The following is a 24,274-nucleotide window of genomic DNA, read 5'->3' on the forward strand; positions in this document are numbered from 1 at the left end:
ACGGGCCACCCTCAGGCTCACCGGAGCACCGACGCCGCGCGCATATCGGCGGCCAGCGCATCGATCTGCTCGGGCGTCGCCGGCATTTGCGGCAGGCGGGGATCGCCAACCTCGATGCCCTGCAGGCGCAGACCCGCCTTCGACATCGTCACGCCGCCCAACCGGCTCATCGCGTTGCACAACGGGGCGACGGAGACGTTGATCTTGCGCGCGGTGGCGATGTCGCCGGAAGCGAAGGCTGACAACATCTCTCGGAGCTGACCCGCGGCCACATGAGATATCACGCTGATGAAGCCGGTGGCGCCCATGGCCAGCCAAGGCAGGTTCAGCGCGTCGTCGCCGGAATAGTAGGCCAGTCCCGTCTCGGCGATGATCTGGCCACCGCTGTGCAGGTCGGCTTTGGCGTCCTTGATTCCCACGATGTTGGGATGGGCGGCCAGCGCGTGAATGGTCTCGGTCTCGATCGGTATCACCGAGCGCGGCGGGATGTCGTAGAGCAGCACCGGCAGATCGGTGGCGTCGGCGACGGCGGTAAAGTGCGCGATGAGCCCGCTCTGCGGTGGCTTCGAGTAGTAGGGCGTGACCACCAGCAATCCGTGCGCGCCCTCGGCCGCGCAGGCCTTGGCCAGCCGGACGCTGTGAGCGGTGTCATAGGTGCCCGCGCCGGCGATGACCCGGGCGCGGTCGCCCACGGCCTCCAGCACGACGCGGAGCAGTTCCCGCTTCTCGTCGTCGGTGGTGGTCGGCGACTCGCCAGTGGTGCCGGAGACCACCAGGCCGTCACACCCGGCGTCCACCAGGTGGTTCGCCAATTGTGCCGCGGCGGCGGTGTCGAGCGAGCCGTCCGGAGCAAACGGTGTCACCATCGCGGTCAGCACGGTTCCCAACCGGGCCGGGGCGTCGAATCCGACGGTGCTCACGGTCATTAGGTTACCTGGCGGCGGCAAGGTATTTGGCAACGGCGCGTACGTGCGTTGCGGGGCGGCCGAGCGACAACGCCCGCCGCACGACCATGGCTGGATCTCAGGCTTCGGTCGCCAGCGGGCTGGTGGCTACCTCGGTCCCGTCGGCCAGCGTCGAGATCTCGAAGTCGGCGAACACCGCGGGCGCGGCGCCGGCGAGCTGGCGCAGGCACTCGATGGCCAGCCGCCGGATTTCCACGTCGGCGTGCTCGCTGGCGCGCATGGCGATGAAGTGCCGCCACGCCCGGTAGTTGCCCGTCACGACGATGCGGGTCTCGGTCGCGTTCGGCAGCACCGCCCGCGCGGCCTGCCGCGCCTGTTTGCGCCGCAGGATCGCATTGGGTTGATCGGCGAATCTCGCTTCGAGCTTGCTCAGCAGCTCGGCGTAGGTGGCCCGGCTGGCGTCGGCGGCCTCGATCAGGATCTGCCGCAGTTCGGGGTCGTCCTCCATGCCCGGGGGCAGGACGACGCGCGAGTCGCCCTCCGGCACGTAGCGCTGCGACAGCTGCGAGTAGGAGAAATGCCGGTGCCGGATCAGCTCGTGCGTGCAGGATCGCGAGATGCCGGTGATGTAGAACGACACGCTGGCGTGCTCGAGCACCGAAAAGTGCCCGACGTCGATGATGTGCTTGATGTAACCGGCGTTGGTCGCCGTCTTGGGGTTGGGCTTGGACCAGCTCTGGTAGCAGGCCCGGCCGGCGAACTCGACCAGCGCGGAACCGCCGCTGACATCGGGGCCGTCGGTAGTCCACGGCACGTCCGGCGGCGCCAGGAACTCCGTCTTGGCGATCAGTTGCACGCTCAGCGGCGCGGTCTCGGCCACGGCGCTCACCTTAACGTGGCGGCCGTAGCCGGAGCTCACCCGACATCAGCAGGGGCAGCAGCGCGTCGCGGAAGGCGGTCAGCCCGGCGCTCTCGGTGCGACGCGTGTGGCACAGCGCCCCCAGGTCGGTGATCGTTCGCAACGCCGCGGCGGGCAGGCACCGGACGTCCGGGACCGTGACGTCCAACAGATCGCGTGGCTGGATCCGCTGATGGCTCCCCGAAGTCCCGGCGACCCGGCGTTGCAGCCGTTCGGAGACGTCCGGTTGCCGCACGGCCGACCACAGGGCCGAGGTGTCGACGCCGATCGGCCTCAGCACGACGAACTCGCTACTGGCCAGGGCCATCTCCGGCGGCAGGCTCAGCACATTCCAGATCCGCGGAATTCGGGGATTCAGCTTCGCGAACAAGACGCACGGCTCCGACAGGAGGAACTTGCCGCTCCGGATGGACTCGGCGCTCACCACCCGAGGCTTCGCCCCGTCGTCGAACGCCGGAAGGCTGAAGTGGGCGACCACCTCGTCGAACTCGGCCACGCTGCGGAACGCCGTCGACCGGTCCGCCAGGCTGGACAGCGGCGCGCGTTCGCGGGCCGACTCCGCGATGGCGACCATCACGTTCTCGGCGGTCTCGATCACCCGTTCGTTGGCGGACACCTTGTCGTCGAGGGAGCCGAGCAGTCCGGCGATCGCCTGGCGCTGTGGCGCACCCACGCTGCGCACCGCAACGTCTCGCAGGATCCGCTGGCTGAGCAGCGGCTGCCCAGATCCGCAGCGGTGATCACCCAGCCGGCAGGTTTGTAACGCGTAGTACCAATACCGCGTCTCGCGTGGGTTTTTGGCCCGGCAGACCAGTGCGTTCTCGGTGACCCAGACGTCGGAGTCGCAGTACCGCAGGCTGCCGCACTGCGCCCCCACGCGCCCGACGACGATCAGCGGACCGGCGGCGTTCGGTTGCGCGGCGTCACCGATGGGCCCGTTGGCGCCGTAGACGCGAAAGCGCCCGCCCGGCGACCGCCGCGGCGCGCTGCCGGTGCTGAAGACCAGGTGGTCACCCAGCGTGGTGATCACCGGAGCCGCTCGAGTTGTTGGCGCACAACATCTTCCAATCGCGCGGATTCGTCGAGGGCGGCCAGCAGGTCACCGGTCAGCCGGGCGATCTTTTGGTCGGCCGGCTCGCCGCCCTCGGTGACGGCGGGCGCACCGACGTAGCGTCCCGGCGCAAGGGTGTAGCCGGCCGCGGCAATGTCATCCAGCGATGCGGACCCGCAGAACCCTGGAACATCATGGTAGGAAATGCCTTTCGCGGGGGTCGACGCGCGCCACGCGTGATAGGCGTCGCCGATCCGGACGACCTCCTCGTGCGTCAGCGCCCGCTCGGCGCGATCCACCAGGCAGCCGAGCCCGCGGGCGTCGATGAACAGCACCTGCCCGGACCGGGTGCCCTTGTCCTGCTCAAAGAACCACAGGCACACCGGAATCGACGTGCTGCGAAACAGCTGCGCCGGCAGAGCGACCATGCACGACACCAGGTCGGCATCGACGATCCGCGCACGAATCTCACCTTCCCCGACCGCATTTGACGACATCGAGCCGTTGGCCATGACCACACCGGCCTTGCCGCCCGGGGCCAGTTTGGACAGGATGTGCTGAATCCATGCGTAGTTGGCGTTGCCGGCGGGCGGGACACCGAAGCGCCAGCGCGGGTCGCGCTCGTCGCGGGCCCAATCCCTGATGTTGAAGGGCGGATTGGCCATCACGTAATCCATCTGCACGCCGGCATGCTGGTCGTCGACGAACGTGTCGGCCCACCGCGCGCCGAGGCCGCTGCTGTCGATGCCGTGCACCGCGAGGTTCATCTTCGCCATCTGCCAGGTATGCTCGACGCTTTCCTGCCCGTAAATCGTGACCTCCGCGGGGTTGCCGTCATGTTCGGCGATGAACCGCTCGGTCTGCACGAACATCCCTCCCGAGCCGCAGCATGGGTCATACACCCGCCCGCTCGACGGCTCGAGCACCTCGACGATCACCCGGACCACGCTGGGCGGCGTGAAGAATTCGCCCCCGCGGCGCCCTTCCGCGCGGGCGAACTTGCCCAGGAAGTATTCGTAGACCTCGCCCATCACGTCCCGGGCGTGGCCACCCCCACCGAATCGTGCGCCGTCGAGCAGGCGCAGCAGCTCCCCGAGGCGGCGATGGTCGAGCTTCTCGTATAGCCGCGGGAGCGTCGCGGCCTCCATCGCGTCGTCGACGAGCCGACCGATGTCCGGCGATTCGGCGTTGTGCGCCAGGCACTTCCATTGCGCATCGAAGGCGTGCTTGAGGAACACCAATCCGAGGATCACGTCCTTGTACTGGCCGGCCGAAAGGGAGCCACGCAGCTTGTTGGCCGCCTTCCAGAGCGTGTCTTTGAGTTCTTTGTCCGTTGCCCGCATCAGCTGGCCGCCCGCAGGCCGGCGGCCAGGTCGCCCCGGGTGGCGACGCTGAACCCGCCGAGTCCCAGCCACGACGCCATGGAATGCAGTTCGCCGGCCAGCGCCTCCACCACGCGCGGCCGAGGTGCGCCGGGTTCACCGAACGCGCCCATGACGCGCAGCGTGTCGGCGGCGCGGTCGGCCTTGAGGTCGACCCGCGCGACCAACTGCCCGTCCATCAGCAGCGGCCACACGTAGTAGCCGTACCGGCGCTTGTGGGCCGGGGTGTAGATCTCGATGCGGTAGTGGAAACCGAACAGCCGCTCAACCCGGGGACGAAAGAAGATCAGCGGGTCGAACGGGCACAACAGCGCGGTGCCCCGGTCGGCGCGCGGAACCGCGCGGCCGGTGCGCAGATAAGCCGGCGCGGGCCAGCCGTCGACGTCGACCCGCTCGATCTCACCCGCGGCCACCAAGTCGGCGACCGCCGGCTTGACCTGCTGGGCCGACAGCCGGAAGTAGTCGCGAATGTCGGCTTCGGTGCCCACGCCGAGCGCTGTCGCCGCCCGCAGCGTGAGTTCCCTGACGGCCTGCTCGTCGTCGACCTCGCGCGCCAGCACCTTCGCCGGCAGCACCCGTTCCACCAGGTCGTAGTGCCGGGCGAAGCCCACCCGGGTGGCCGTCGTGAGCACCCCGGCCGCAAAGAGCGCCTCGGCGACCCACTTGGTGTCGCTGCGGTTCCACCAGGTGCCCTTCTTCCGCCGGGGTTCGGCGGCCAGGTGCGCTTCGATCTGCCCCGCGGTGCTGGGGCCGAGTTCGGCGAGGGCCGCGACGATGTCCTCGGCGAGCTGGGGATTGGCCTTGACGATGTGGACGCCCCAACGGCCGTGGCGGTACTGGCGCATCCGCCAGCGCAGCAGCGGCCAGTCGTCGACGGCCATCAGGGCCGCCTCGTGCGCCCAGTACTCGGCCAGCAGCCGCGACGAACGGGGGCCCCAGGCGGCGCGGTCCAGCACGTCGCGGTCGTAGGGCCCGAGCCGGCTGAACACCGGCGCGTAGTGGGCGCGCACCGCGACCGATACCGAATCCAACTGCAGCACTTGGATTCTCGATATCAGCCGCTTCAGGTGGGCGCGGGTGATCGGGCCCGCGGGCCGTGGCTCGCTAAAGCCTTGGGCCGCAACGGCGATCCGCCGGGCTTGCGCGGTCGACAGCCTTTGGGTCCGGATCGACACGGCGCCGAGAATACCGCCCGGGTGCGACAGCGCCCGGCGGCGACGCGGCTAGCCCGTGCTGACTTTCCCGTCCAGCGGCACCACGACGCTCGGCTCCGGTGCATTCTTCTGTTCTTGGTAGGCCGACTCGAGAGCGGCCGGAACCGCTTCCAGGTCCCGGTACACGCCCATCAGCTGCTCGAGGACATTGATCCGTTGCTTGATCGCCTCGTCCGCCGCGCGCCGGGCCTGTTCGCGATAGTGGTCGGCCTCGCGCTGGGCGTCGCGCCACGCCTTGTCGATCGCCGTTTCCGTCTCGGCGCGCATCTCGGCCAGTTCGGCCTCGAGCTGTTTCTTGGCTTCCTCGTAATCGGTTTCCATGGCTTTTCGCTGCTCGGCCATCTCCGCCAACTCCTCTTCGTGCTTTCGCTGCGCGGCCTCGACCTCAGCCTCGGTCGCTGCGATCAGCGCGTCCGCTTCACTCCGCGCCTCGGCCTGCATCTCGGAGACCTCCTCGACCGCGCGTTGCAGCATCTTCGCCATCCGGCGCTGCACCGCGTGGGGTGAGGGTGAGGTGTCGGTGAGGACGGCGACCTCCTTGCGCAGCGCGGCCGTTTGGTCGCCGGCTTCCTTCAGCCGGGATCTCAGGCTCTCGACGTCGTCGATCAACAGCTGCTGCTTGGTGGTCAACATCTCGATGTGGGCGTCGACCGCAGCAGGGTCGTAGCCCCTGAACATGCGAGTGAACGCTTTCGTGGGTTCGGTTATCACTGCCAATACCCCCTCCTGGCAACGTGTGGTGACGTAGAGAGACCGACCCCCGTGTCCGAGTATGTCACGGACGCGGAGACCAACGCCTATCCCCGACGGTAGCTGTGCAGCCGGTACCGCAACCCCGTGCGGCTGACCTGCCACTCCCCCGTCTCACCGAGCCAGGCGTCGTCGAGCACCGGCGCCAGCGCGTCGTCGTCGTCGCGACGCAGGTCGACTTCGACCTCGGTGACCTCGCACCGGGTGGCGTGGGGCAGCGCGAGCAGATAGACCTGCTCGCCACCGATCACCCACGTCTCGGGCTCGGTCTCGGAACCAGCAAGAGCCGCCTCGAGCGACCCGACGACCCGCGCCCCGTCGGCCACGAAGTCCTTCCGGCGCGACAGTACGACATTCCTGCGACCGGGCAGCGGCCGGACCTTCGTCGGCAGCGACTCCCACGTGCGCCGGCCCATGACCACGGTGTGGCCGATGGTCAGCTCTTTGAAGCGGGCCAGGTCTTCGGGCACCCGCCACGGGATGTCGCCACCGCGGCCGATGACACCCGACGTCGACTGAGCCCACACCAGGCCGACGTCGGTCATATGCGCCACTCCCTGACCCCGGCTATGCCGGCGTCATCGTCGTCGGCGCGCGTCATACGGCGACGGGGGCTTTGATCGCGGGGTGCGGGTCGTAGTTCTTCACGACGACGTCGTCGTAGGTGTAGTCGAAGATCGAATCCCGTTGTGCCAATACAAGTTCGGGATACGGCCGGGGCTCGCGACCGAGCTGGGTCCGCACCTGCTCGACGTGGTTGTCGTAAATGTGGCAGTCGCCGCCCGTCCAGACGAACTCACCCACCGACAGACCGGCCTGGGCGGCCATCATGTGGGTGAGCAGCGCGTAGCTGGCTATGTTGAACGGCACACCGAGAAACAGGTCGGCGCTGCGCTGATACAGCTGGCAGCTGAGCCGACCGTCGGCCACGTAGAACTGGAAGAACGCGTGGCACGGCGGCAGCGCCATTTGCGGGATCTCCCCGACGTTCCATGCCGACACGATGATGCGCCGCGAGTTCGGGTCGGTGCGCAGCAAGTCCAGCGCCGCGGTGATCTGGTCGACGTGCTCACCCGTCGGCGTCGGCCAGGATCGCCACTGCACGCCGTATATCGGCCCCAGATCGCCTGTGTCGCTTGCCCATTCATCCCAGATAGTGACGCCGTGCTCGTGCAGCCAGGCTACGTTCGAGTCTCCGCGCAGGAACCACAGCAACTCGTAGACGACCGACTTCAGGTGCACCTTCTTGGTGGTGAGCAGCGGGAAGCCGGCCGACAGGTCATAGCGCAGCTGCTGGCCGAACAGGCTGCGGGTCCCGGTGCCGGTGCGGTCGGCTTTGGCCGTGCCCCGCTCGAGCACCAGGCGCAGCAGGTCCTCGTAGGGGGTGGGTATCGGCACGCGGCCAGCTTAGCGGCGATCGCAAGCGCGGCGAAGCCGGGCGCGGCGGGTCGACGCCAGTTTTACCCAGCGGCGATCGCAAGCGCGGCGAAGCCGGGCGCGGCGGGTCGACGCCATATTTCGCGCCGCGATCGCTGGGAGTAAAACGGAGGCCATGCCGAAAATCACCGACAGCGTCACCACTCCCGACGGCTCCTGCCCCGTCGGCCTGTTCACCCCCGAAGGGTCCGGTCCCTGGCCCGGTGTCGTGATGTACTGCGACGCCGGCGGGGTGCGCGACACGTTCGACCAGATGGCCGCCAAGCTGGCCGGATTCGGTTACGCGGTGCTGCTTCCCGACGTGTACTACCGCAGCGGCGAGTGGGCCCCATTCGACATGGCCACCGTTTTCGGCGACGACCGGGAACGCAGGCGGCTGTTCGGCATGATCGGCAGCGTCACCCCGGACAAGATGGCCAGGGATGCGGTCGCCTTGTTCGAGTACCTGTCGGGCCGCCCCGAGGTGTCCGGGGAGCGCTTCGGCGTGTGTGGCTATTGCATGGGCGGGCGCACGTCGCTGGTGGTCGCCGGCCGGGTGCCCGAGCGCGTCGCCGCTGCGGCGTCATTCCACGGCGGCGGTCTGGTGACCGACACGGCGGACAGCCCGCATCTGCTGGCCGACCGGATGAGCGCGACGGTGTATGTGGGTGGCGCCAAGGACGACGCTTCCTTCACGCGCGACAACGCCGAGCAACTCGACAAGGCGCTGACCGCAGCCGGTGTGCAGCACACCATCGAGTGGTATCCGGCGGGCCACGGGTTCGCGGTTCCGGACAATGCGCCGTACGACCCCGCCGCGGCCGAGCGGCACTGGCAGGCCATGACCGAGGTCTTCGGTTCCGCGTTACCGCGCTAGGCCGTCCAGCAGCAACCTTGCCGCCACCGTCGCGCCGTCGGCGCGGATCGTTGCGGCCGCCCCACTCGCCGTCGCACGGATATCCGGGGACAGGGCAGTCTTGAGCGCGGCCGATAGGGACTCGGCGGTGGGCGCCGGGCCGTCGTGCGCGACACCGATGCCCAGGTCCGCCACCCGGCCGGCCCAATATGGCTGGTCGGCCCCCTGCGGCACCACCACCTGCGGCACACCGGCGCGCGCGGCGGTGGTCGTGGTGCCCGCGCCGCCGTGGTGTATGACGGCGGCGACGTGGGCGAAGAGCGCCTGGTGGTTGAGCTCACCGACGGCGAGGCAGTCGTCGCGGTCGTCTATCGGGGCCAGGCCGGACCAGCCCCGGTAGAGAATCGCCCGGCGGCCGTGGGCGCGGACGGCCTCGGCGACCGCCCGGGACAGGCCGGTCGCGGCCCGCATGGGCATGCTGCCGAAGCCCACGTACACCGGTGCCGGGCGGGCGTCGAGGAACTCCGCCACGTCGGCCGGGAGGGGACGTTCGTCGGGCAGCAGCCACGCACCGGTCTGGACCACGTCGAGCCCGTTTCGCTCCGGCCACGGGCCCATGGTTTCCGCCGCCAGCCACGGGCGCTCGGTAAGGGCGTAACGGCGGACGTCGTCCACCGGCGGCAGACCCAGCGGCGCACGGTGATTGTTGAGCGCCGCGCCGAACAGTGTGTTCATGTGCTGGGCGTCCATCCGCCACAGCACCCGGTTGTCGATCACGCCCGGCGGAAGCCGGCCGGCATACGTCGGGGGCAGATGGTGCGCTGACGGCAGGATGGTCGGTTGGTAGCTCACGTAGGCGTAGGGAATGCCCAGGCGCTCTGCGACGGACCGCGCCCCGGCCGCGACCGGCGGGAAGCCGGTCGCCACCAGCAGATCGCATCCGTCGGCCGCGGCCGCGACCGTGTCGAATTGCGCGGCCACCAGCCCGTCCAAGTGCCGCCGGAGGCCGTCTTCGGACGGCGTCGGGCCGGCAGCCATCACACGCCACGAATCGCCGAATGGCACCAGCGGCAGACCGATACCGGTCAGCAATTCCGCGAATTCGCGATCCGGTGGCGCGCACACCCGAACCTCCGCGCCGAGCGCCCGCAACTGAACCCCGAGTGCCGCAAGCGGTTCGACCGCCCCGCGCGAATCGTGAGTGGACAGCAACACGCGCATCCGACACCTTCGCATGAAACGGCGGCCCGCGCCGCGTCGATCCGCAGGCAGATTCTCATGATGACGCGAATACCGTGGCGCAACAACAAAGTTCGCACTCCGCGGCGGGCCGCGGGGAAAAATTCAATCCGAGCCCAACCCGGGCAGGTCTATCAATTCGGCCAGCCGCACGCGGTGACGGTAGGCGGTGCCGAAGATCAACTGGTCGCTCTTGGATCGCTTGAGGTAGAGGTGCGCGGGATACTCCCACGTCATGCCGATGCCGCCGTGCAGCTGTACGCACTCCTCGGCCGCGTGCACGGCGACGCCGCTGCAATACGCCTGGGCGATGGCCGCCGCGATGGCCGCGTCTTCGTCGCCGCGGGCGCACGTGTCGGCGGCGTAGCGGGCCGCCGCCGTCGCGGCGCTGACCTCGAACCACAGATCGGCCAACCGGTGTTTGATCGCCTGGTACGAGCCGATCGCGCGGCCGAACTGCTTGCGCTGCTTGGCATAGTCCAGCGTGGTCTGGAAACACCACTGGGCGATCCCGAGCTGTTCGGACGCGAGCAGGGCCGCGCCCGTCCGCAGCGCCTCGGTGACCGGCCCGTCGGCCGGCCCGATAGGTGACGACGCAGCTGATGAAAAGCGCACATTTGCAAGGGGTCTCGTCATATCCAGCGCCAGAAGTGGCGACACCTCCACACCCGCCGCGGTGCGCGATACGACGTGCAGCTCGCGCCCGTCGGGACCGGCGACCGGCACCACCAGCACGTCGGCCTGGGCGGCACCGGCGACGCTGGTGACCGCTCCGCTCAGCCCGTCTGCGCCGCCCGTCACCGCCCCGACCGGATCGTCGGGCGCGGTCGAGAGCGGCACTGCCAGCGCCGCGGTCAGCTCGCCCCGGGCCAGCGCGGACACCGTTTCGGTGTCGCCGGCACGCAGCAGCGCAACGGTGGCCAGCACCGCGCTGGACAGGAACGGCACCGGCGCGACGGCCCGGCCGATCTCCTCCATGACGACCGCGGCCTCGCGGGCACCCGCGCCAGCGCCGCCAAGGGACTCCGGGACCAGCAGGCCCGCCACCCCGAGCTCGGCGGCCAGCGTCCGCCAGACGCCGGAGAAGCCTTGCGGTTCGGGATCATAGGCGCGAGCCACCGACTCGGGCGGGCAGCGGTCGGCGAACAGGTGCCGGACGCTGTCGCGCAGCGCCTCCTCGGTGTCCGAGTAGAGCAGGTCACTCACCGGTCCAGATCCTTCCAGGCGACGTCCTTGTCGACGCGATGCTCACCCGGCAGACCGAGAATGCGCTCGGAAATGGTGTTGCGCAGAATCTCCGAGGTGCCGCCCTCGATCGAGTTGCCGCGAGCCCGCAGATAGCGGTATCCGGGCTCGCGCCCGACCAGATCGACGACTTCGGTCCTGCGCATGGTCCAGTCGTCGTACTGCAGTCCCGCCTCGGCGTGCAGTTCGATGTCGAAGCCCGAAATTGCTTGCGCCAGTTTGGCGAAGGCTACCTTCATGCCGGCGCCTTCCGGTCCGGGCTGACCCGCCTGCGCCTGCTGCCGCAGCCGCTCGCCGGCCAGACGAAGGACTTCCGCGTCCACCCAGAGCTTCATCAGCTCGTCGTGCATCGCGGGATTGCGCAGCCCGGGCTCCTCCCGCCATGCCTTGGTGACCTTCCCGATGATCCCGCCCTCCCGCGGCGTTCCGGCCCGGGTACCGATGGCGACGCGCTCGTTGTTGAGCGTGGTGGTCGCGACCCGCCAGCCGCCGCCGACCGGGCCGAGCCGGTTCGCGTCGGGCACTCGCACGTCGGTGAGGAACACCTCGTTGAACTCCGCCTCGCCGGTGATCTGGCGCAGCGGGCGCACCTCGACGCCGGGCTGCGTCATGTCGCATAGGAAGTACGTCAGGCCGAAGTGTTTGGGCACCGTGGGGTCGGTGCGGGCGACCAGGATGGCCATCTGCGCGTGCTGCGCCATCGACGTCCACACCTTCTGCCCGTTGACAATCCAGTCGTCACCGTCGCGGACCGCGCGGGTGGCCAGCCCGGCCAGGTCCGAACCCGCGCCTGGTTCGCTGAACAACTGGCAATACACTTGCTCACCGGTGAACAAGGGGCGCAGGAACTTTCGTTTCTGCTCGTCGGTCCCGAAGGCCGCGATGGTGGGCGCCGCCATCCCCATCCCGATGAAGTTCTTAACGGTGCCGCCCACCGGCGCGCCCGCGGCCGCCAGCTGGGCGTTGACGATTTCCTGGGCCTTGCGCGGCAGGTCCAGGCCGCCGAAGCCGTGCGGCAGGTGCACCCAGGCCAGGCCCGCGTCGTATTGCGCCCCAAGGAATTCGCGCGGGTCGCTGGTGGCCGGGTCATGCTCGTCCAGCAGCGCCTGCACCCGCGCCTTCAGGTCCGTCGCCAGGTCTTCAGCACTCATGGCTAGCCCTGCGGCCGAGCCTGAAAGCCCTGTGCGGCACCGAGCAGCAGGCCGCCGTCGATCACCATCGTCTCGCCGGTGATCCAGCTCGCGGCGTCGGAGACCAGGAAGGCCACGGCGGCGGCCACGTCGATGGGCTCGCCGATGCGCCCCAGCGCGATCGAGGATGCGAGTGGATTCTCGTTGTCCTTCCACAGCGCCTCGGCCAGCCGGGTGCGCACCACCCCGGGCGCGATCGCGTTGACGCGGACGCGGGGCGACAATTCCAGCGCCAGCTGCTTGGTGACGTGGATCAGCGCGGCCTTGGTGGCGTTGTACATGCCCATGGCCGGCGATTGGTGCAGGCCGCCGATGGAGGCGGTGTTGACGATCGCGCCGCCGTGCTCGCCCATCCACGACTTGACGACGAGCGAGGTCCACAGCAGCGGGGCCCAGAGGTTGACGTCGAAGATCTTGGTGAAGCGGGCGTGGTCCTGGTCGATCAGGGGACCGTACGCCGGGTTGGTGCCCGCGTTGTTGATCAGGATGTCCACGCTGCCGAAACGCTCGCATGTGAGATCCACGCAGCGGCGCGCCGCCTCCTCGTCGACGGCGTGCGCCCCGACACCCAGGGCGTTGCCGTCCACCTGTGCCGCGGCCTCGTCGGCGGCCTCCTGCTTGCGGGCGGTGAGCACCACGTTGGCCCCGGCGGTTGCGAGTTGTTGGGCGATCGCGAGCCCGATCCCGCGCGAGGCGCCCGTGACGATCGCGGTTCGGCCGGTCAGGTCCAGTGAGGTCATCGAGAATGCCTTCCGTCGCGAAAGCCAACGGTTTACCGTTCGCTATATGGATGTGTTTACACGTGTGTCTGCGTGGTATGCGAGCCGCATGTCCACGAAATTAACCCTCACGAAAAGACTGGTAGTGGGCGGGGCTGCGGCCGCAGCACTCGCGATCGCACCGATCGCCGTAACCGATTACCTCAGCACCGCACCCGGGCAGTCGGCGGCGCCCACGCATGTGGTGTTCAAGGACGACCCCAGCGGCGGCGGCTGTGACGCCAACGGCAACTGCGGTTCGGGCGGCCAGAACAGCGGCCCGGGCGGCGGTCCCGGCGGCCAGGGCTGCGTGCCGGGCGTCGGCTGCGGATCCGGCGGGCAAAACGCCGGACCCGGCGGAATTCCGGGCGGCCAGGGCTGCCTGCCGGGCGTCGGCTGCGGTTCCGGCCACGCCTGATCAGTTCGATCCTCGCGGCTCTCGGAGCCTGGCGATCCAGGCCCGGGAGTCCGCGGGGTCGATGACGTCGTCGAGTTCGAAGGTGGTGGCCGCCCGCAGCGCCTTGCCGTGCTCGTAGGCCGCCGCCACCAGCTTGTCGAACAACTCTTGGCGCTTGGCGGGGTCGCCCTCGGCCGCGAGCTCTTTGCTGAACCCGAGGCGCACGGCGCCCTCGAGTCCCATTCCGCCGATCTCGCCGGTCGGCCAGGCGACGGTGAACTGCGGGGCGCGGAAGGAGCCGCCGGCCATCGCCATCGCGCCGAGCCCGTATCCCTTGCGCAGGATGATCATTCCGACGGGCACCGTCAAGCGCGCACCCAGAACGAACATCCGTCCGAACCGCCGGACCGCCGCCTGGATCTCCGCGTCGGGACCGACCATGAAGCCCGGGGTGTCGCACAGCGAAATCACCGGCAGCCGAAACGATTCACACAGCGCGAGGAAGTCGCCGGCTTTGTCGGCCGCCTCCGCATCGATGGCTCCACCCAGGTGGTGCGTGCTGTTGGCGATCAGCCCGTACGCCGCCCCTTCGACGCGGACCAGGGCGGTGACGATGCCGACGCCGTAGTCGGGGCGCAGTTCCAGCACGGAGCCGGCGTCAACGACGGCCTCGATCGCCCGGTGCACGTCATAGGCGCGTAACCGGTTCTGCGGCACCACATGCCGGGCCAACCGCGGATCCGGCGCCGCCCAATCATCCACGGGCCCTTGAAAATACGACAGATACTGCTTGGCCAGCGAGACGGCGTGCGCCTCGTCGCGGGCGACCAGACTGACCACGCCGTTGCGGCGCTGCACGCCGATCGGCCCGATCGCCTCCGGCGGGTAGACGCCCAGGCCGCCGCCCTCGATCATGGCCGGCCCGCCCATCCCGATGTTGGCGTCCGGGGTCGCGATGATCACATCGCACACGCCGGCCAGCGCGGCGTTCCCGGCAAAGCACCGGCCCGAGACGATCGATACCAGCGGCACCCGCCCGCTCAACGCGGCCAGCATTCGGAACGTAGGCACGTCCAGACCGGCGGCGCCGCCGACGTCGGTGTCACCGGGCCGGCCGCCGCCACCCTCGGCGAACAGCACCACCGGCAGCCGTCTCCGGCCGGCCAGGTCGAACGCGCGGTCGGTCTTGGCGTGGTTGCGCATGCCTTGGGTGCCCGCCAGCACGGTGTAGTCGTAGGAGACCACGACGGCCTCGGCCGCAGCTCGCCCGAAACGGTCCGCGCCGATCGTGGCCAGGCCGGCGACCAGGCCGTCGGCCGGCGTGTTGGCGATGAGGTCGTCTTCCGAGCGCCGGCTGCGCTGCGCCGCGATGGCCAGCGCGCCGTATTCGACGAAGCTGCCAGGGTCGATCAGATCGGCGATGTTCTCCCGCGCGGTGCGACGACCTTGCCTGTGGCGCTTGGCAACCGCGGCCTCGCGTCCCTCGTCGAGGGTGACCAGATGTCGCCTGCGCACCTCGTCGAGGTCGGCGCGTGGGCGGTCGAGATCCGTTGTGGCCGTGAACGAGTCGCCCTCTGCGCCGGCGCCGGTGCGGGCGAACACCAGCAGCGGGTCGCCGGTCCCGACGACCTGCCCGGGCGCCACCAGATTGCGCACGGTCCGCAGCGCGTCCGGCGCGGCGAGCACATGCTGCATTTTCATCGCTTCGAGGACGACGAGCTGGCTGTCCGCCGGGTATTCGGCCCCCTCGGGCACCACCTCGACCACCGTGCCGGCCAGCTGAGCGCGCAGCACGTCCTCGCCGGGATAGAGCTCCACCGGTGCCGCACGGACGTCGTGCTGGTGCGACGACGCCGCGGCCACGAGCTCGGGCAGCTTCTCGTCGAGGAAACCGGCGCTCACCCAACCGGATTGAACGGCGGGATCGCTCAACAGCTCCCGGAGGAAGTCGATGTTGGTGCGCACCCCCTCGACGCCGAACTCTGCGAGCGCGGTCCGGGTCTTCCGCAACGCCGCCTGCGGCGACGACCCGTGCACGTGGGCGACGACCTTCGCCAGCAGTGAGTCGTATTGCGGATTGACCACCAGGCCGGTCCGGCCATAGGTATCGACGCGGATCCCCGGCCCGCTCGGCGGCGAGAACGCGGTGAGGGTTCCGGCCGCGGGCACGACGGAGAGGTCGGGGGCGAAGGTCTCCATGTTGACCCGGGCCTGGATCGCGATGCCGCGATGCGCGGCGGGCTCGCCCATGATTTCGTTGCCGTCGGAGGCGATCCCGGCCGGCAGCCCGAGCTGGTAGTAGGACGCGCCCGCGGCGATGGACAGCTGCAGGGCAACCAGGTCGAACCCGGTCGTCTCCTCGGTGACCGTGTGCTCCACTTGTATTCTCGGGTTGACTTCGAGGAACACGAATTCCTCGCCGGCGAACAGGAATTCGACAGTGGCCAGCCCGCGCAGTGCGACTCGCGCGCACAGCCGGACCGCGGCCCGGTGCAAGTCGTGCCGTAACGCGTCGGAAAGCCCTTGGGCGGGTGCGATTTCGACGAGCTTCTGGTAGCGCCGCTGGATGCTGCAGTCGCGGTCGCCCAGCGCGAGCGCGCGGGTTTGGTGTCCCGCCGGCGCGGCGACGACCTGGACCTCGAGGTGACGCGCGCCCTCGAGCAGCGCCTCGGCGAACAGCGCGGGATCGCCGAAGCCCAATTGCGCCTCCGCGGCGCAGTGTTGGTAGGCGCTGCCGATCTGGTCGGCGCTGCGCACGGCGCGCATGCCCCGCCCACCCCCGCCGGCGAGCGCCTTGATCATGATGGCGCCGCCTTGGGCCTCGAAGAACGCCTCGATGTCCGCGAGGCTGCTCGGACCGTCGGTCGCGGGCAAGACCGGCACCCCGGCGGCAACGGCGGCGGCGCGGGCGGCGGACTTGTTGCCCACCAGCTCGACCGCGTCGGCGTCCGGTCCCACGAACGCGTAGCCGGCGCCGGTGCAGGCGCGGGCGAATTCGGCGTTCTCACTGAGGAATCCGTAACCGGGGTGGATCAGCTGGGTGCCGGAATTCTTGGCTGCGGCCAGCATGGCGGGCTGGTCCAGGTAGGCCCGCGGCCCGGCGCCGGGAAGACCGATCGCTTCGTCCGCGGCATGCACATGCGGGCTTTCGGCATCGTCTTCGGCGTAGACCGCGATCGTTCGCATGCCCAATTCGACTGCCGTGCGGATGATTCGGAGCGCGATCTCGCCGCGATTGGCCACCAGCACGGTCGCGCTCATCGCAGCGGCTCTCCCCACACCACCTGCTCACGGAGTTTGCCCTTGAGCAGCTTGCCGCCGGCGTTGCGCGGCAGCGCGCTGTCGACCACCGTGACGTACTGCGGCACCTTGAAGTCGGCGAGCTGCTCGCGGCAGTGGTCGAGCACCGCCGGTACGTCGACCTCGTCCGCGCCGCCGAACAACACCGCGCCCACCTTCTCGCCCATGACGTCATCGGGAACCGCCAACACGCAGGCGTCCTGAACGTGGGGCGCCGCCAGCAGGACGGCTTCCACCTCGACGCTGGAGACGTTCTCGCCGCCGCGGTTGATGATGTCCTTGAGCCGGTCGACGATGTGCACCCGGCCCGCGTCGCCGACCCACACCACATCGCCGGTGTGCAGCCAGCCGTCCACGATGGTGGCCGCGGTCGCTTCCGGCCGGTTCCAGTACCCGGCGGTCACGTTGGCGCCGCGCACCACCAACTCACCGACGCCCGGCTCGTCGCCGCTGAACGGAATCAGGCCGAGGTCGACGGACGGGACCGCGTAGCCGACCGAGTCGGCGTGCTCGACGGCATCCCGGCTCGGCAGCACCGTCATCAGCGACGCCGACTCGGTCATGCCGTAGCCGTTGAACACCGTGGCTTGGGGGAAGGCGTTCTGTACCGCTCGCACCAACGACGGTGCGATCGGGGCGCCCCCGTAACCGACCCAGCGGACGCTGGAGACGTCGGCGTCGGGAAATGCCCTCTGCCGCAACATCAATGCGTAGACCGCGGGGACGGTGACCATGACGGAGATGCGCTCGGCCGTCAGCGTGATGATCAACCCGTCCAAGTCGAGGGCGGGCATGATCACCGCGGCACCGCCCAGTCGGGCGGCGACCAGAAGCTGTGTGTTGCAACCGGTCACGTGGAAGAGCGGCACCGAGATGAGCGTGCGCATCGCCTCGCCCAGGTCGCGCGGCTGGTCCAGGCAGCGAATCGCGTTCTCGGTGTTGGTGAGGAAGGCCTCGTGCGTGGTGGGCACCCCCTTGGGGTGGCCGGTGGTGCCCGAAGTGTAGAACAACGCGGCCACGTCCGCGGGGCCGAGTTGCTCCATCACGTACGGCTGGCCGTCCGGCAGCGGGGTCTCCGCCGCCAGGTCGACCGTCGCCCCGGAATCGGCCAGGACGAATTCGACTTCCGGTTGCGCCGAGCGCGTATTGACCGCCACCGCAACGCCACCCGCCATCACGGTGCCCCAGAACGCCAGCACCCAGTCGATGCCGGCGGGGTAACGCACCGCGACGCGGTCACCGGTCCGCAGCCCCGCCTCGCGCAGCCCACCGGCGGCGCGCGCCGCACGGTCCCACAGCTGGCGGTAGGTCAACCGACCGGCACCGAGTTCGACCAGCGCCTCGCTGTCCGGGCGCCGATCGACCTGTTCGGCGAGCATGTCCAGCAATGTGGCGGGGAGATCGTCGTAGTGCGGAACGCCGTCGGCATCGCGGGTCACGCCGACCGTGGGGAACGGGTTGTGACTGCGGGGAATTTCGATCACTGGAGGCATGCCCGGTCCTTACTATCGGCGTGTCCTATCGTGATAGCGGTGACGATCGACGATTCCGCCATCATGCCCGAGGCGTTCTTCACTGTCGACGGTGACTCCTACCTGCCGGGCGCGATGACCCGCGGCCCGTGGGGCGCCGCGATGGGCGGTCAGATCGTCGGCGGCCTGTTGGCCTGGGGCATAGAGCAATCCGGCATCGAACCTGACCTCCAGCCGGCCCGCATCACGGTCGACCTGCTGCGCCCGGTGTCGCTCGAACCAGTGCAGATTCGGACCTCGGTGCAGCGGGAAGGCCGGCGGATCAAGCTCGTCGACGGCGCGATGGTGCAGAACGGAAACACGGTCGCGCGGGCCAGCGCGCTGTTCCTGCGCCGCGGGGATCATCCCGAGGGGGAGGTGTGGTCTGCGCCCCTGGAAATGCCGACGCTGCCGGCAAATTCCGAGGGCTTTCCCACGGATATGCCGTTTCTGATCTGGGGGTACGGAGCCACCGCCGCGGGCAGCCCGGGCATCGCGGCCGGCGAGTGGGAACAGTCCCATTCCCAGAAGTTCGCCTGGACGCGGATCTTTCGCCCGATGGTGCAGGGCCACCCGCTGACCCCGTTCACCCGCCTGGCGTTCGTCGGTGACATCACGAGTTCGCTGACCCATTGGGGCACAGGCGGATTGCGATACATCAACGCCGACTACACCGTCACCGCGAGCCGTTTGCCCGACGGTGACTACCTGGGGCTGGCCGCGCAGAGCCACTACGCCTCGGCCGGGGTGGCCACCGGGGCCGCCACCCTGTTCGACCGGCACGGGCCGATCGGCACCAGCTCGGCCCTGGCCCTGGCCCAGCCGGCCGAGGCGTTCAAGCCGACTCACGCCTAGCCGGCTCATTCCATCAACTGGGCGGCGACCGTCGCGCCGAGGTCCCAGCAGGCCTGCAGGTCGCTCTTGTCCGGCTTGCCCGAAACCAGCACGGTCTCTGCGGCTTTCGTCCAACCGAGGCCGGTGGTGATCGACATGACGCCACGTTCGGCGCCCTCGGTGCCCTCGTTGCCGTGCAGGTACAGGCCGAACGGGCGTCCGCGTGTCGAGTCGAGCAGCTGGTAGTAGGCGCAGTCGAAGGCGTGCTTGAGCGCCCCGCTCATGTAGCCCAGGTTCGCGGGGCTGCCCAGCACATACCCGTCGGCCTCGAGCATCTCGGCCGGCGACACGGTCAGCGCCGGGCGCCGGACGACCTCCACGCCCTGGATCTCGGGGTCGGTGGCACCGGAGAGGACCGCCTCGAACATCTCGTGGCAGTGCGGGGACGGCGTGTGGTGGACGATCAGGAGCGTCTTGCTGATTGGCTTGCTCACGGGCGGCCCTGCAATTCGAGCGCCGTCTTCATGGCTTCCCGCGCTCGCCTGCGGTCCCCCGCATAGTCGTAGGCGCGGGCCAGCCGGTACCAGCGCCGCCAGTCGTCGGGGTGGTCTTCGACTTCGGTGCGCACGGATGCGAAGAGCGCGTCGGCGGCGTCGCGCTCGATGCGGCCCGAGGCGCGGCGCGGCAGCGCGCTGGTGTCGAGCTCCATGCCGTCGGCCGCGATGAGGTTGGCCAGCTTCTGGTGGGCGAACCCGGACCGCAGGGTCGCCACCATCGCCCACAGCCCGATCAAAGGCATGATCAACACCGCCAGGCCCAGCCCCACGGCGGCCGCCCGGCCCGAGGCGATCATCGCCACGGCCATCCGGCCCAGCAGCACGAAGTACACCAGCATCGCGATGCAGAGGAATGCGATGAGGAATTGGGTGCGCAGGGCGGTGTTCATCGCCGGTTCACTGCAGATCGAGCAGGGGCTCAAGCCCCACGGTGAGGCCGCGTCGTTCCTTGACGCGCCGCACCGCCAGCAACACGCCCGGCACGAACGAGGTGCGGTCCAAGCTGTCGTGGCGGATGGTGAGCGTCTCCCCCTCGGTGCCGAACAGGATCTCCTGGTGGGCGACCAGTCCGGCCAGCCGCACCGAGTGCACCGGGATGCCGTCGACGTCGGCACCGCGCGCGCCCGGCAGGCTGGTAGTCGTGGCATCGGGGTTGGGCGGCAGGCCTTTTCGTGCTTCGGCGATCAGCTTGGCGGTGCGTGCGGCCGTGCCCGACGGGGCATCGGCCTTGTGCGGGTGGTGCAGCTCGATCACCTCGACCGACTCGAAGAAGCGCGCCGCCTGCTTGGCGAAGTGCATGGACAGCACCGCGCCGATCGCGAAGTTGGGGGCGATCAGGACGCTGGTGTTGGGCTTGTCGGCCAACCACTGTTCGACCTGCTCCAAGCGTTCGGCAGTGAAGCCGGTGGTGCCGACGACGGCGTGAATTCCGTTGCCGATCAGGAACTCTAGATTGCCCATCACCACGTCGGGATGGGTGAAGTCGATGACCACCTCGGTGCCGGATTCGGTGAACATGCTCAGCGAATCGCCGGCGTCCACCTCCGCGGACAGGGTCAAGCCCTCGGCGGCCTGCACGCCCGCCACCATCGCCGAACCGACTTTGCCCTTGGCTCCCAAGACGCCTACCCGCATGAGCTTCACCCTAGACCGGGCCGCTTCATCCACAGTTGGGTGTTTATCCACAACGGTCGCTTTCACGGTGGCCGGGGTCAGATATGCCAGATAGTGTTCGAACATGCGTTCGATAGAAGATCCGCCTGAGGTGTCCGCCGCCTTGGACGCGCTGCATGCGGCCGACGCGGCGGTGCGCGGGCTGGACTTCGACGCGCTGCACCCCGTACTCCGGCTGCGGGTGCTGGAAGCGATGGAAAGTTCCCACCGGCGCCAGATCGCCGTCGGCACCGACGTGATCGCCGGCCTGGCGAACGAGGATCCCGGTGACGTCGGCGGTCCGGTCCACAAGGTGATCGCCGACTGGCTGCGGATCAGCTATGCCGACGCGTGTCGTCGAGTTCGAGACGCCAAGCAGCTCTCGCCGCGCCTGACCCTGACGGGGCAGGAGCTGCCGCCGGAGCTGCCGGCCACCGCCCAGGCGTGGCGGAAGGGCATGCTGGATGGGCAGCACCTGCGGGTAATTCAGGCGTTCGTGCGCGACCTGCCGGACGCCGTACCCGCCGAGACGGCGGAGGCGGCCGAGCGTTTCCTGGCCCAGCAGGCGGTGGGTTTGCGTCCCGACCAGCTGCAAAAGGTCGCCCACCAGTGCGCCCTGCGGATCAACCCTGACGGGAAATTCTCCGACACCGACCGCGCCCGGCAGCGCGGCTTCACCTGGGGTGCGCAACGCCCCGACGGAATGAGCGTCGGCAAGCTGGTCGCGTCCCCGGAATTACGGGCCAATCTCGATGCCTGGCTGGCGCGGTTCGCGGCGCCTGGCATGTGCAACCCGGGGGACGAAAAGCCTTGCGCTGAGGGCAAACCCAGCGAGGAATCCGCGAACAGCGACACGCGCAGCCACGCGCAGCGGCAGCATGACGCGATCAACACGCTGGTGCGCGGCCGGCTCGGTGACCCGCGGTTAGGGGCGCACAACGGATTGCCGGTCACCGTCATCGTCTCCACCACGCTGCAGCAGCTGACGGCGGGAACCGGGCGGGCGGTCACGGGCGGCGGAACGGTGCTGCCGATGCGCGATGTGATCCGGATGGCAAGCCATGCCTATCACTACCTCGCAGTGTTCGATGAACACTCCGGCCGCCCACTGTATCTCGGCCGGTCGCGGCGAATCGCCAGCCCTGATCAGCGGGTCGTGCTTTATGCCAAGGACCGCGGCTGCACACACCCGGGCTGCGACGCGCCGGGCTATTGGTGCGAGGTCCACCATGTCGACGAGTGGGCCACCGGTGGCCTGACCGATGCCGACAAGCTCACCTTCGCGTGCGCGCCGCACCACAAGCTGATCGAAAAGGGCTGGCGCACAAGGAAGCTACCCGACGGGCGCACCGAATGGATTCCGCCGCCGCACTTGGACCTAGGGCAGCGCACCAACGACTACCACCACCCGGAACGCCTCGAAGATCCTTGACCGGCGCCTACGTCTTGAACCGCCCGGCGAACCCGCGCAGCGGCAGGTCGGCGCTGGTGATGAGCCCCGGCGGCGCCGCCACGACCGATTTGATCGAAGCCAGCGCGGGCATGCCGGTGACCGTCATCCCGATGGAGGCGAAGTTGTCCGGATTGGACAGGTCCACGCCGGGCTTGGGGAAGATCATGTGCTTGTTGTAGATGCATGGGTCGCCCTTGATCTGGGTGATGTAGCAGCCCTTGATGTTCCAGCTCGGATCGGTGTGCGGGGTCATCTGCCACTCCAGGTGCGTCTCGACCCGGGGAACCCCGTCCACCATGCCCTGGTACTTGATGTAGTTGCCACCCAGCGAGCCCTTGGGCAGGGTGTACCAGCCCAGGTCGACGTCCTTGGTGCAGGCGCCCAGCTCGTAGCTGAACTTCACCTCGTCGAGGGTCAGGTCGAAGCAGTCGGCCATCATCAGCACGCTGTCGGCGAAGACGCGGGTGTACTTCTCCAGCTTGGACGGGATCTCCGGATCGTCCACCGGCTGGCCGTAGCCCACCTCGATCCAGGTGTCCTTGGAGTGATGGCACGACACGTCGACGGACTCGATGGTGGTGACGTTCTCGATATCGGCGACGTCGGCCGAACACACCACGCCCAGTATCTGGTTCAGGCCCGGGTTCATCCCGGTCCCGTAGAACGTCGCACCGCCCTTTTCGCAGGCCTCGGCGAGCAGCCGGCTCACCGGCTTGCCCGAGGGGTGCGGATGGTTCTTATCGCGGTGCCAGCCGGTGATCCAGTCGGCGGTGGTGACGATATTGATGCCGGCCTCAAGCACCTGTAAATAGAGGTCCTCGTCGGGGAACACGCCGTGGAAGGTGAGCACATCCGGCTTGGCCGCGATGATCTCCTCGATGGAGCCGGTGGCCTTCACCCCGTTGGGCTCGACGCCGGCGAGCTCACCAGCATCGCGACCGATCTTCTCGGGCGAATAGCAGTGCACGCCAACGAGTTCGAGGTCGGGCTGGGTGGCGATCCGCTTGATCATCTCCGAGCCGACGTTCCCGGTGGCCACTTGGAAGACGCGAATCGGTGCACTACTCATTGCATTGAGCCTTCCTGTGATGCGAATGCCTCGGGGTAGAACTGCTTGGCCCACTTGCGGATTGCGGTGAAGCCCTCGTACTCGTCGGTGGCGAGCGCCGGCGGGTCCGAGTAGCGCTGGTGCTGCCAGATCTCGATGTCCTGCTCGAACTGCCGGATCACTTCGCGGCCGAACTCGGCCGCCTTGGCCTCGGCGCGGGCCGGGTCCTTGCCAGGGGTGCGGCCGATGTAGACCATGAACCGGACATCGGAGGTGAACTCGTCGACCGGGGTAACCGCGGAGATGGTGCGGTTGTCGACCATCCCCCAGCTCTTGGTCACCGCGATGCCGAGACCGCCGTTGACGGCCTCGACGCCGCTGTTGACGTCCTCGATCTTCTGCCCGTCGTCACCTTGGAAAGTGATGGTGAAGTCGACGAACGACACCGGCTCGGCGAAGTCGTGGCGGGTGAACACCGGCACGATCGGCGTGTTGTGCACGAACTTGAAATGGGCGAAGTCGACACCGTTTTCGAGCACGTACTGGGGATGCAGCTCCAGCGCCTGCCGGTACAACCGCTGCTGCGGGTAATAATCGTCCGCGTCGCTGCCGTCGCGGAACGCGCCGAACACATCCGGCGCGTCGAAGTGCGGCTCGCGGCGCTCGACGTCGTGCCAGATGTAGACCGAAGCGTTGCGTTCCACCACAGGGTAGGTGCGGATCCGCCGCCCGCGGTTGGGTCGATCCTGGTAGGGAATGCAGACGTTGCGGCCCTCCTGGCTCCACTGCCACCCATGGAACGGGCACTGCAGCACCTCGCCGACGACTTTGCCCCCGTAACCCAGGTGCGCACCGAGGTGTTCGCAGTAGGCGTTCATCACGGTGAGCTGCCCGGAGTCCGTCCGCCAGGCAACCATCTCCTGGCCGAAGTACTTCATCTTGTGCACGTCGCCCGCCCCGATCTCGTCGGACCAGGCGACCTGGAACCAGCCGGTTGGTTTCATCGACAACGGCGGCTTAGCCATGCGGGATCCCTCCTTGAGAACGAATGATAGGCCGCGCCTCCGACGAAATCAAAGTACCTTCTATGAAACTTA

Annotated in this window: 23 protein-coding genes; 4 read left to right on the forward strand and 19 right to left on the reverse strand. The window is 68.9% G+C overall.

The genetic code is table 11. The features are described 5' to 3' along the window. Positions 1-17: 17 nt before the first annotated feature. From dapA to A5678_RS22470, 8 genes are all read right to left on the reverse strand, one after another. The gene (gene dapA / locus A5678_RS22435; protein ID WP_068047131.1) at positions 18-920 is read right to left on the reverse strand and encodes a 4-hydroxy-tetrahydrodipicolinate synthase; all 903 of its coding nucleotides are present in this window, start codon (positions 918-920) and stop codon (positions 18-20) included. A 103-nt stretch (positions 921-1,023) separates the two neighbouring features. Next, the gene (gene thyX, locus A5678_RS22440) at positions 1,024-1,785 is read right to left on the reverse strand and encodes an FAD-dependent thymidylate synthase (RefSeq protein ID WP_068047134.1); all 762 of its coding nucleotides are present in this window, start codon (positions 1,783-1,785) and stop codon (positions 1,024-1,026) included. 10 nt (positions 1,786-1,795) lie between these two features. Then, positions 1,796-2,854: a restriction endonuclease subunit S gene (locus A5678_RS22445; protein ID WP_068046993.1), complete on the reverse strand. Its 1,059-nt coding sequence runs from the start codon at positions 2,852-2,854 to the stop codon at positions 1,796-1,798. Further along, positions 2,851-4,218 carry a type I restriction-modification system subunit M gene (locus A5678_RS22450; RefSeq protein WP_068046996.1) on the reverse strand — a complete coding sequence of 456 codons (1,368 nt, stop codon included), beginning with the start codon at positions 4,216-4,218 and terminating at the stop codon, positions 2,851-2,853. The genes A5678_RS22445 and A5678_RS22450 overlap by 4 nt, the downstream gene beginning before the upstream one ends. Further along, on the reverse strand, positions 4,218-5,462 hold the full coding sequence (locus A5678_RS22455; protein WP_197502224.1) for a winged helix-turn-helix domain-containing protein: 1,245 nt from the start codon (positions 5,460-5,462) through the stop codon (positions 4,218-4,220). Before A5678_RS22455 ends, A5678_RS22450 begins: the two co-directional genes overlap by 1 nt. A gap of 18 nt (positions 5,463-5,480) precedes the next feature. Then, positions 5,481-6,182 (reverse strand): DivIVA domain-containing protein, encoded by a 702-nt coding sequence (locus A5678_RS22460; protein ID WP_068046998.1) that lies wholly within the window; start codon positions 6,180-6,182, stop codon positions 5,481-5,483. An 86-nt stretch (positions 6,183-6,268) separates the two neighbouring features. Next, positions 6,269-6,766, reverse strand: a complete 498-nt coding sequence (locus tag A5678_RS22465) for a dihydrofolate reductase (protein WP_068047000.1) — start codon at positions 6,764-6,766, stop codon at positions 6,269-6,271. A gap of 52 nt (positions 6,767-6,818) precedes the next feature. Further along, on the reverse strand, positions 6,819-7,619 hold the full coding sequence (locus A5678_RS22470) for a thymidylate synthase (RefSeq protein WP_068047002.1): 801 nt from the start codon (positions 7,617-7,619) through the stop codon (positions 6,819-6,821). A 154-nt stretch (positions 7,620-7,773) separates the two neighbouring features. On the opposite strand from A5678_RS22470, the gene A5678_RS22475 reads away from it, so the two are divergent. Continuing rightward, positions 7,774-8,514, forward strand: coding sequence for a dienelactone hydrolase family protein (locus A5678_RS22475; protein ID WP_068047004.1), 741 nt, complete (start codon positions 7,774-7,776; stop codon positions 8,512-8,514). Here the strand turns inward: A5678_RS22475 and A5678_RS22480 are convergent. From A5678_RS22480 to A5678_RS22495, 4 genes are all read right to left on the reverse strand, one after another. Next, positions 8,503-9,714, reverse strand: a complete 1,212-nt coding sequence (locus A5678_RS22480) for a glycosyltransferase (RefSeq protein WP_068047006.1) — start codon at positions 9,712-9,714, stop codon at positions 8,503-8,505. The two genes, A5678_RS22475 and A5678_RS22480, sit on opposite strands and share 12 nt — an antisense overlap. 123 nt (positions 9,715-9,837) lie before the next feature. Then, complete coding sequence (locus A5678_RS22485) at positions 9,838-10,938, reverse strand: acyl-CoA dehydrogenase family protein (RefSeq protein ID WP_068047008.1); 1,101 nt, start codon at positions 10,936-10,938, stop codon at positions 9,838-9,840. Next, positions 10,935-12,128, reverse strand: coding sequence for an acyl-CoA dehydrogenase family protein (locus tag A5678_RS22490; protein WP_068047011.1), 1,194 nt, complete (start codon positions 12,126-12,128; stop codon positions 10,935-10,937). Before A5678_RS22490 ends, A5678_RS22485 begins: the two co-directional genes overlap by 4 nt. 2 nt (positions 12,129-12,130) lie before the next feature. Beyond that, entirely contained in the window at positions 12,131-12,907 is a 777-nt protein-coding gene (locus A5678_RS22495) for an SDR family oxidoreductase (protein WP_068047021.1), read from the reverse strand. An 88-nt stretch (positions 12,908-12,995) separates the two neighbouring features. Here A5678_RS22495 and A5678_RS22500 point away from each other — a divergent pair, with 88 nt between their 5' ends. Next, positions 12,996-13,343, forward strand: a complete 348-nt coding sequence (locus A5678_RS22500) for a PE-PGRS family protein (protein ID WP_068047024.1) — start codon at positions 12,996-12,998, stop codon at positions 13,341-13,343. On the opposite strand, the gene A5678_RS22505 is transcribed toward A5678_RS22500, so the two are convergent. Continuing rightward, positions 13,344-16,583, reverse strand: coding sequence for a carboxyl transferase domain-containing protein (locus tag A5678_RS22505; RefSeq protein WP_068047026.1), 3,240 nt, complete (start codon positions 16,581-16,583; stop codon positions 13,344-13,346). It abuts the gene before it with no gap. Then, positions 16,580-18,115 (reverse strand): class I adenylate-forming enzyme family protein, encoded by a 1,536-nt coding sequence (locus A5678_RS22510; protein WP_197502220.1) that lies wholly within the window; start codon positions 18,113-18,115, stop codon positions 16,580-16,582. The genes A5678_RS22505 and A5678_RS22510 overlap by 4 nt, the downstream gene beginning before the upstream one ends. 39 nt (positions 18,116-18,154) lie before the next feature. On the opposite strand from A5678_RS22510, the gene A5678_RS22515 reads away from it, so the two are divergent. Further along, positions 18,155-18,988 (forward strand): thioesterase family protein, encoded by an 834-nt coding sequence (locus A5678_RS22515; protein WP_197502221.1) that lies wholly within the window; start codon positions 18,155-18,157, stop codon positions 18,986-18,988. A 5-nt stretch (positions 18,989-18,993) separates the two neighbouring features. Here the strand turns inward: A5678_RS22515 and A5678_RS22520 are convergent, their stop codons facing one another. From A5678_RS22520 to dapB, 3 genes are all read right to left on the reverse strand, one after another. Then, positions 18,994-19,395 carry a flavodoxin family protein gene (locus tag A5678_RS22520; RefSeq protein ID WP_197502225.1) on the reverse strand — a complete coding sequence of 134 codons (402 nt, stop codon included), beginning with the start codon at positions 19,393-19,395 and terminating at the stop codon, positions 18,994-18,996. Positions 19,396-19,457: 62 nt separating this feature from the next. Continuing rightward, entirely contained in the window at positions 19,458-19,913 is a 456-nt protein-coding gene (locus A5678_RS22525) for a hypothetical protein (protein ID WP_068047031.1), read from the reverse strand. A 7-nt stretch (positions 19,914-19,920) separates the two neighbouring features. Continuing rightward, entirely contained in the window at positions 19,921-20,658 is a 738-nt protein-coding gene (dapB, locus tag A5678_RS22530; protein WP_068047144.1) for a 4-hydroxy-tetrahydrodipicolinate reductase, read from the reverse strand. Positions 20,659-20,761: 103 nt separating this feature from the next. On the opposite strand from dapB, the gene A5678_RS22535 reads away from it, so the two are divergent. Continuing rightward, the gene (locus A5678_RS22535) at positions 20,762-22,108 is read left to right on the forward strand and encodes an HNH endonuclease signature motif containing protein (RefSeq protein WP_068047033.1); all 1,347 of its coding nucleotides are present in this window, start codon (positions 20,762-20,764) and stop codon (positions 22,106-22,108) included. A gap of 7 nt (positions 22,109-22,115) precedes the next feature. Here A5678_RS22535 and A5678_RS22540 read toward each other — a convergent pair whose 3' ends face one another. Next, on the reverse strand, positions 22,116-23,198 hold the full coding sequence (locus tag A5678_RS22540; protein WP_068047036.1) for a dihydrodipicolinate reductase: 1,083 nt from the start codon (positions 23,196-23,198) through the stop codon (positions 22,116-22,118). Beyond that, positions 23,195-24,202, reverse strand: a complete 1,008-nt coding sequence (locus tag A5678_RS22545) for a Rieske 2Fe-2S domain-containing protein (RefSeq protein ID WP_068047038.1) — start codon at positions 24,200-24,202, stop codon at positions 23,195-23,197. The genes A5678_RS22540 and A5678_RS22545 overlap by 4 nt, the downstream gene beginning before the upstream one ends. Positions 24,203-24,274 lie beyond the last annotated feature (72 nt).

It is taken from the genome of Mycobacterium sp. E2733 (genome assembly GCF_001667585.1).
Lineage (GTDB): Bacteria > Actinomycetota > Actinomycetes > Mycobacteriales > Mycobacteriaceae > Mycobacterium.

What these genes read in the sequence shown, in the direction of transcription:
- A5678_RS22535 (WP_068047033.1), top strand. Translation starts at nt 20,762, where the DNA reads ATGCGTTCGATAGAAGATCCGCCTGAGGTGTCCGCCGCCTTGGACGCG.
- A5678_RS22520 (WP_197502225.1), bottom strand. Translation starts at nt 19,395, where the DNA reads ATGTTCGAGGCGGTCCTCTCCGGTGCCACCGACCCCGAGATCCAGGGC.
- A5678_RS22495 (WP_068047021.1), bottom strand. Translation starts at nt 12,907, where the DNA reads ATGACCTCACTGGACCTGACCGGCCGAACCGCGATCGTCACGGGCGCC.
- A5678_RS22450 (WP_068046996.1), bottom strand. Translation starts at nt 4,218, where the DNA reads ATGCGGGCAACGGACAAAGAACTCAAAGACACGCTCTGGAAGGCGGCC.
- A5678_RS22475 (WP_068047004.1), top strand. Translation starts at nt 7,774, where the DNA reads ATGCCGAAAATCACCGACAGCGTCACCACTCCCGACGGCTCCTGCCCC.
- A5678_RS22545 (WP_068047038.1), bottom strand. Translation starts at nt 24,202, where the DNA reads ATGGCTAAGCCGCCGTTGTCGATGAAACCAACCGGCTGGTTCCAGGTC.
- dapB (WP_068047144.1), bottom strand. Translation starts at nt 20,658, where the DNA reads ATGCGGGTAGGCGTCTTGGGAGCCAAGGGCAAAGTCGGTTCGGCGATG.
- A5678_RS22525 (WP_068047031.1), bottom strand. Translation starts at nt 19,913, where the DNA reads ATGAACACCGCCCTGCGCACCCAATTCCTCATCGCATTCCTCTGCATC.
- A5678_RS22505 (WP_068047026.1), bottom strand. Translation starts at nt 16,583, where the DNA reads ATGAGCGCGACCGTGCTGGTGGCCAATCGCGGCGAGATCGCGCTCCGA.
- A5678_RS22480 (WP_068047006.1), bottom strand. Translation starts at nt 9,714, where the DNA reads ATGCGCGTGTTGCTGTCCACTCACGATTCGCGCGGGGCGGTCGAACCG.
- A5678_RS22510 (WP_197502220.1), bottom strand. Translation starts at nt 18,115, where the DNA reads ATGCCTCCAGTGATCGAAATTCCCCGCAGTCACAACCCGTTCCCCACG.
- A5678_RS22540 (WP_068047036.1), bottom strand. Translation starts at nt 23,198, where the DNA reads ATGAGTAGTGCACCGATTCGCGTCTTCCAAGTGGCCACCGGGAACGTC.
- A5678_RS22500 (WP_068047024.1), top strand. Translation starts at nt 12,996, where the DNA reads ATGTCCACGAAATTAACCCTCACGAAAAGACTGGTAGTGGGCGGGGCT.
- A5678_RS22490 (WP_068047011.1), bottom strand. Translation starts at nt 12,128, where the DNA reads ATGAGTGCTGAAGACCTGGCGACGGACCTGAAGGCGCGGGTGCAGGCG.
- A5678_RS22465 (WP_068047000.1), bottom strand. Translation starts at nt 6,766, where the DNA reads ATGACCGACGTCGGCCTGGTGTGGGCTCAGTCGACGTCGGGTGTCATC.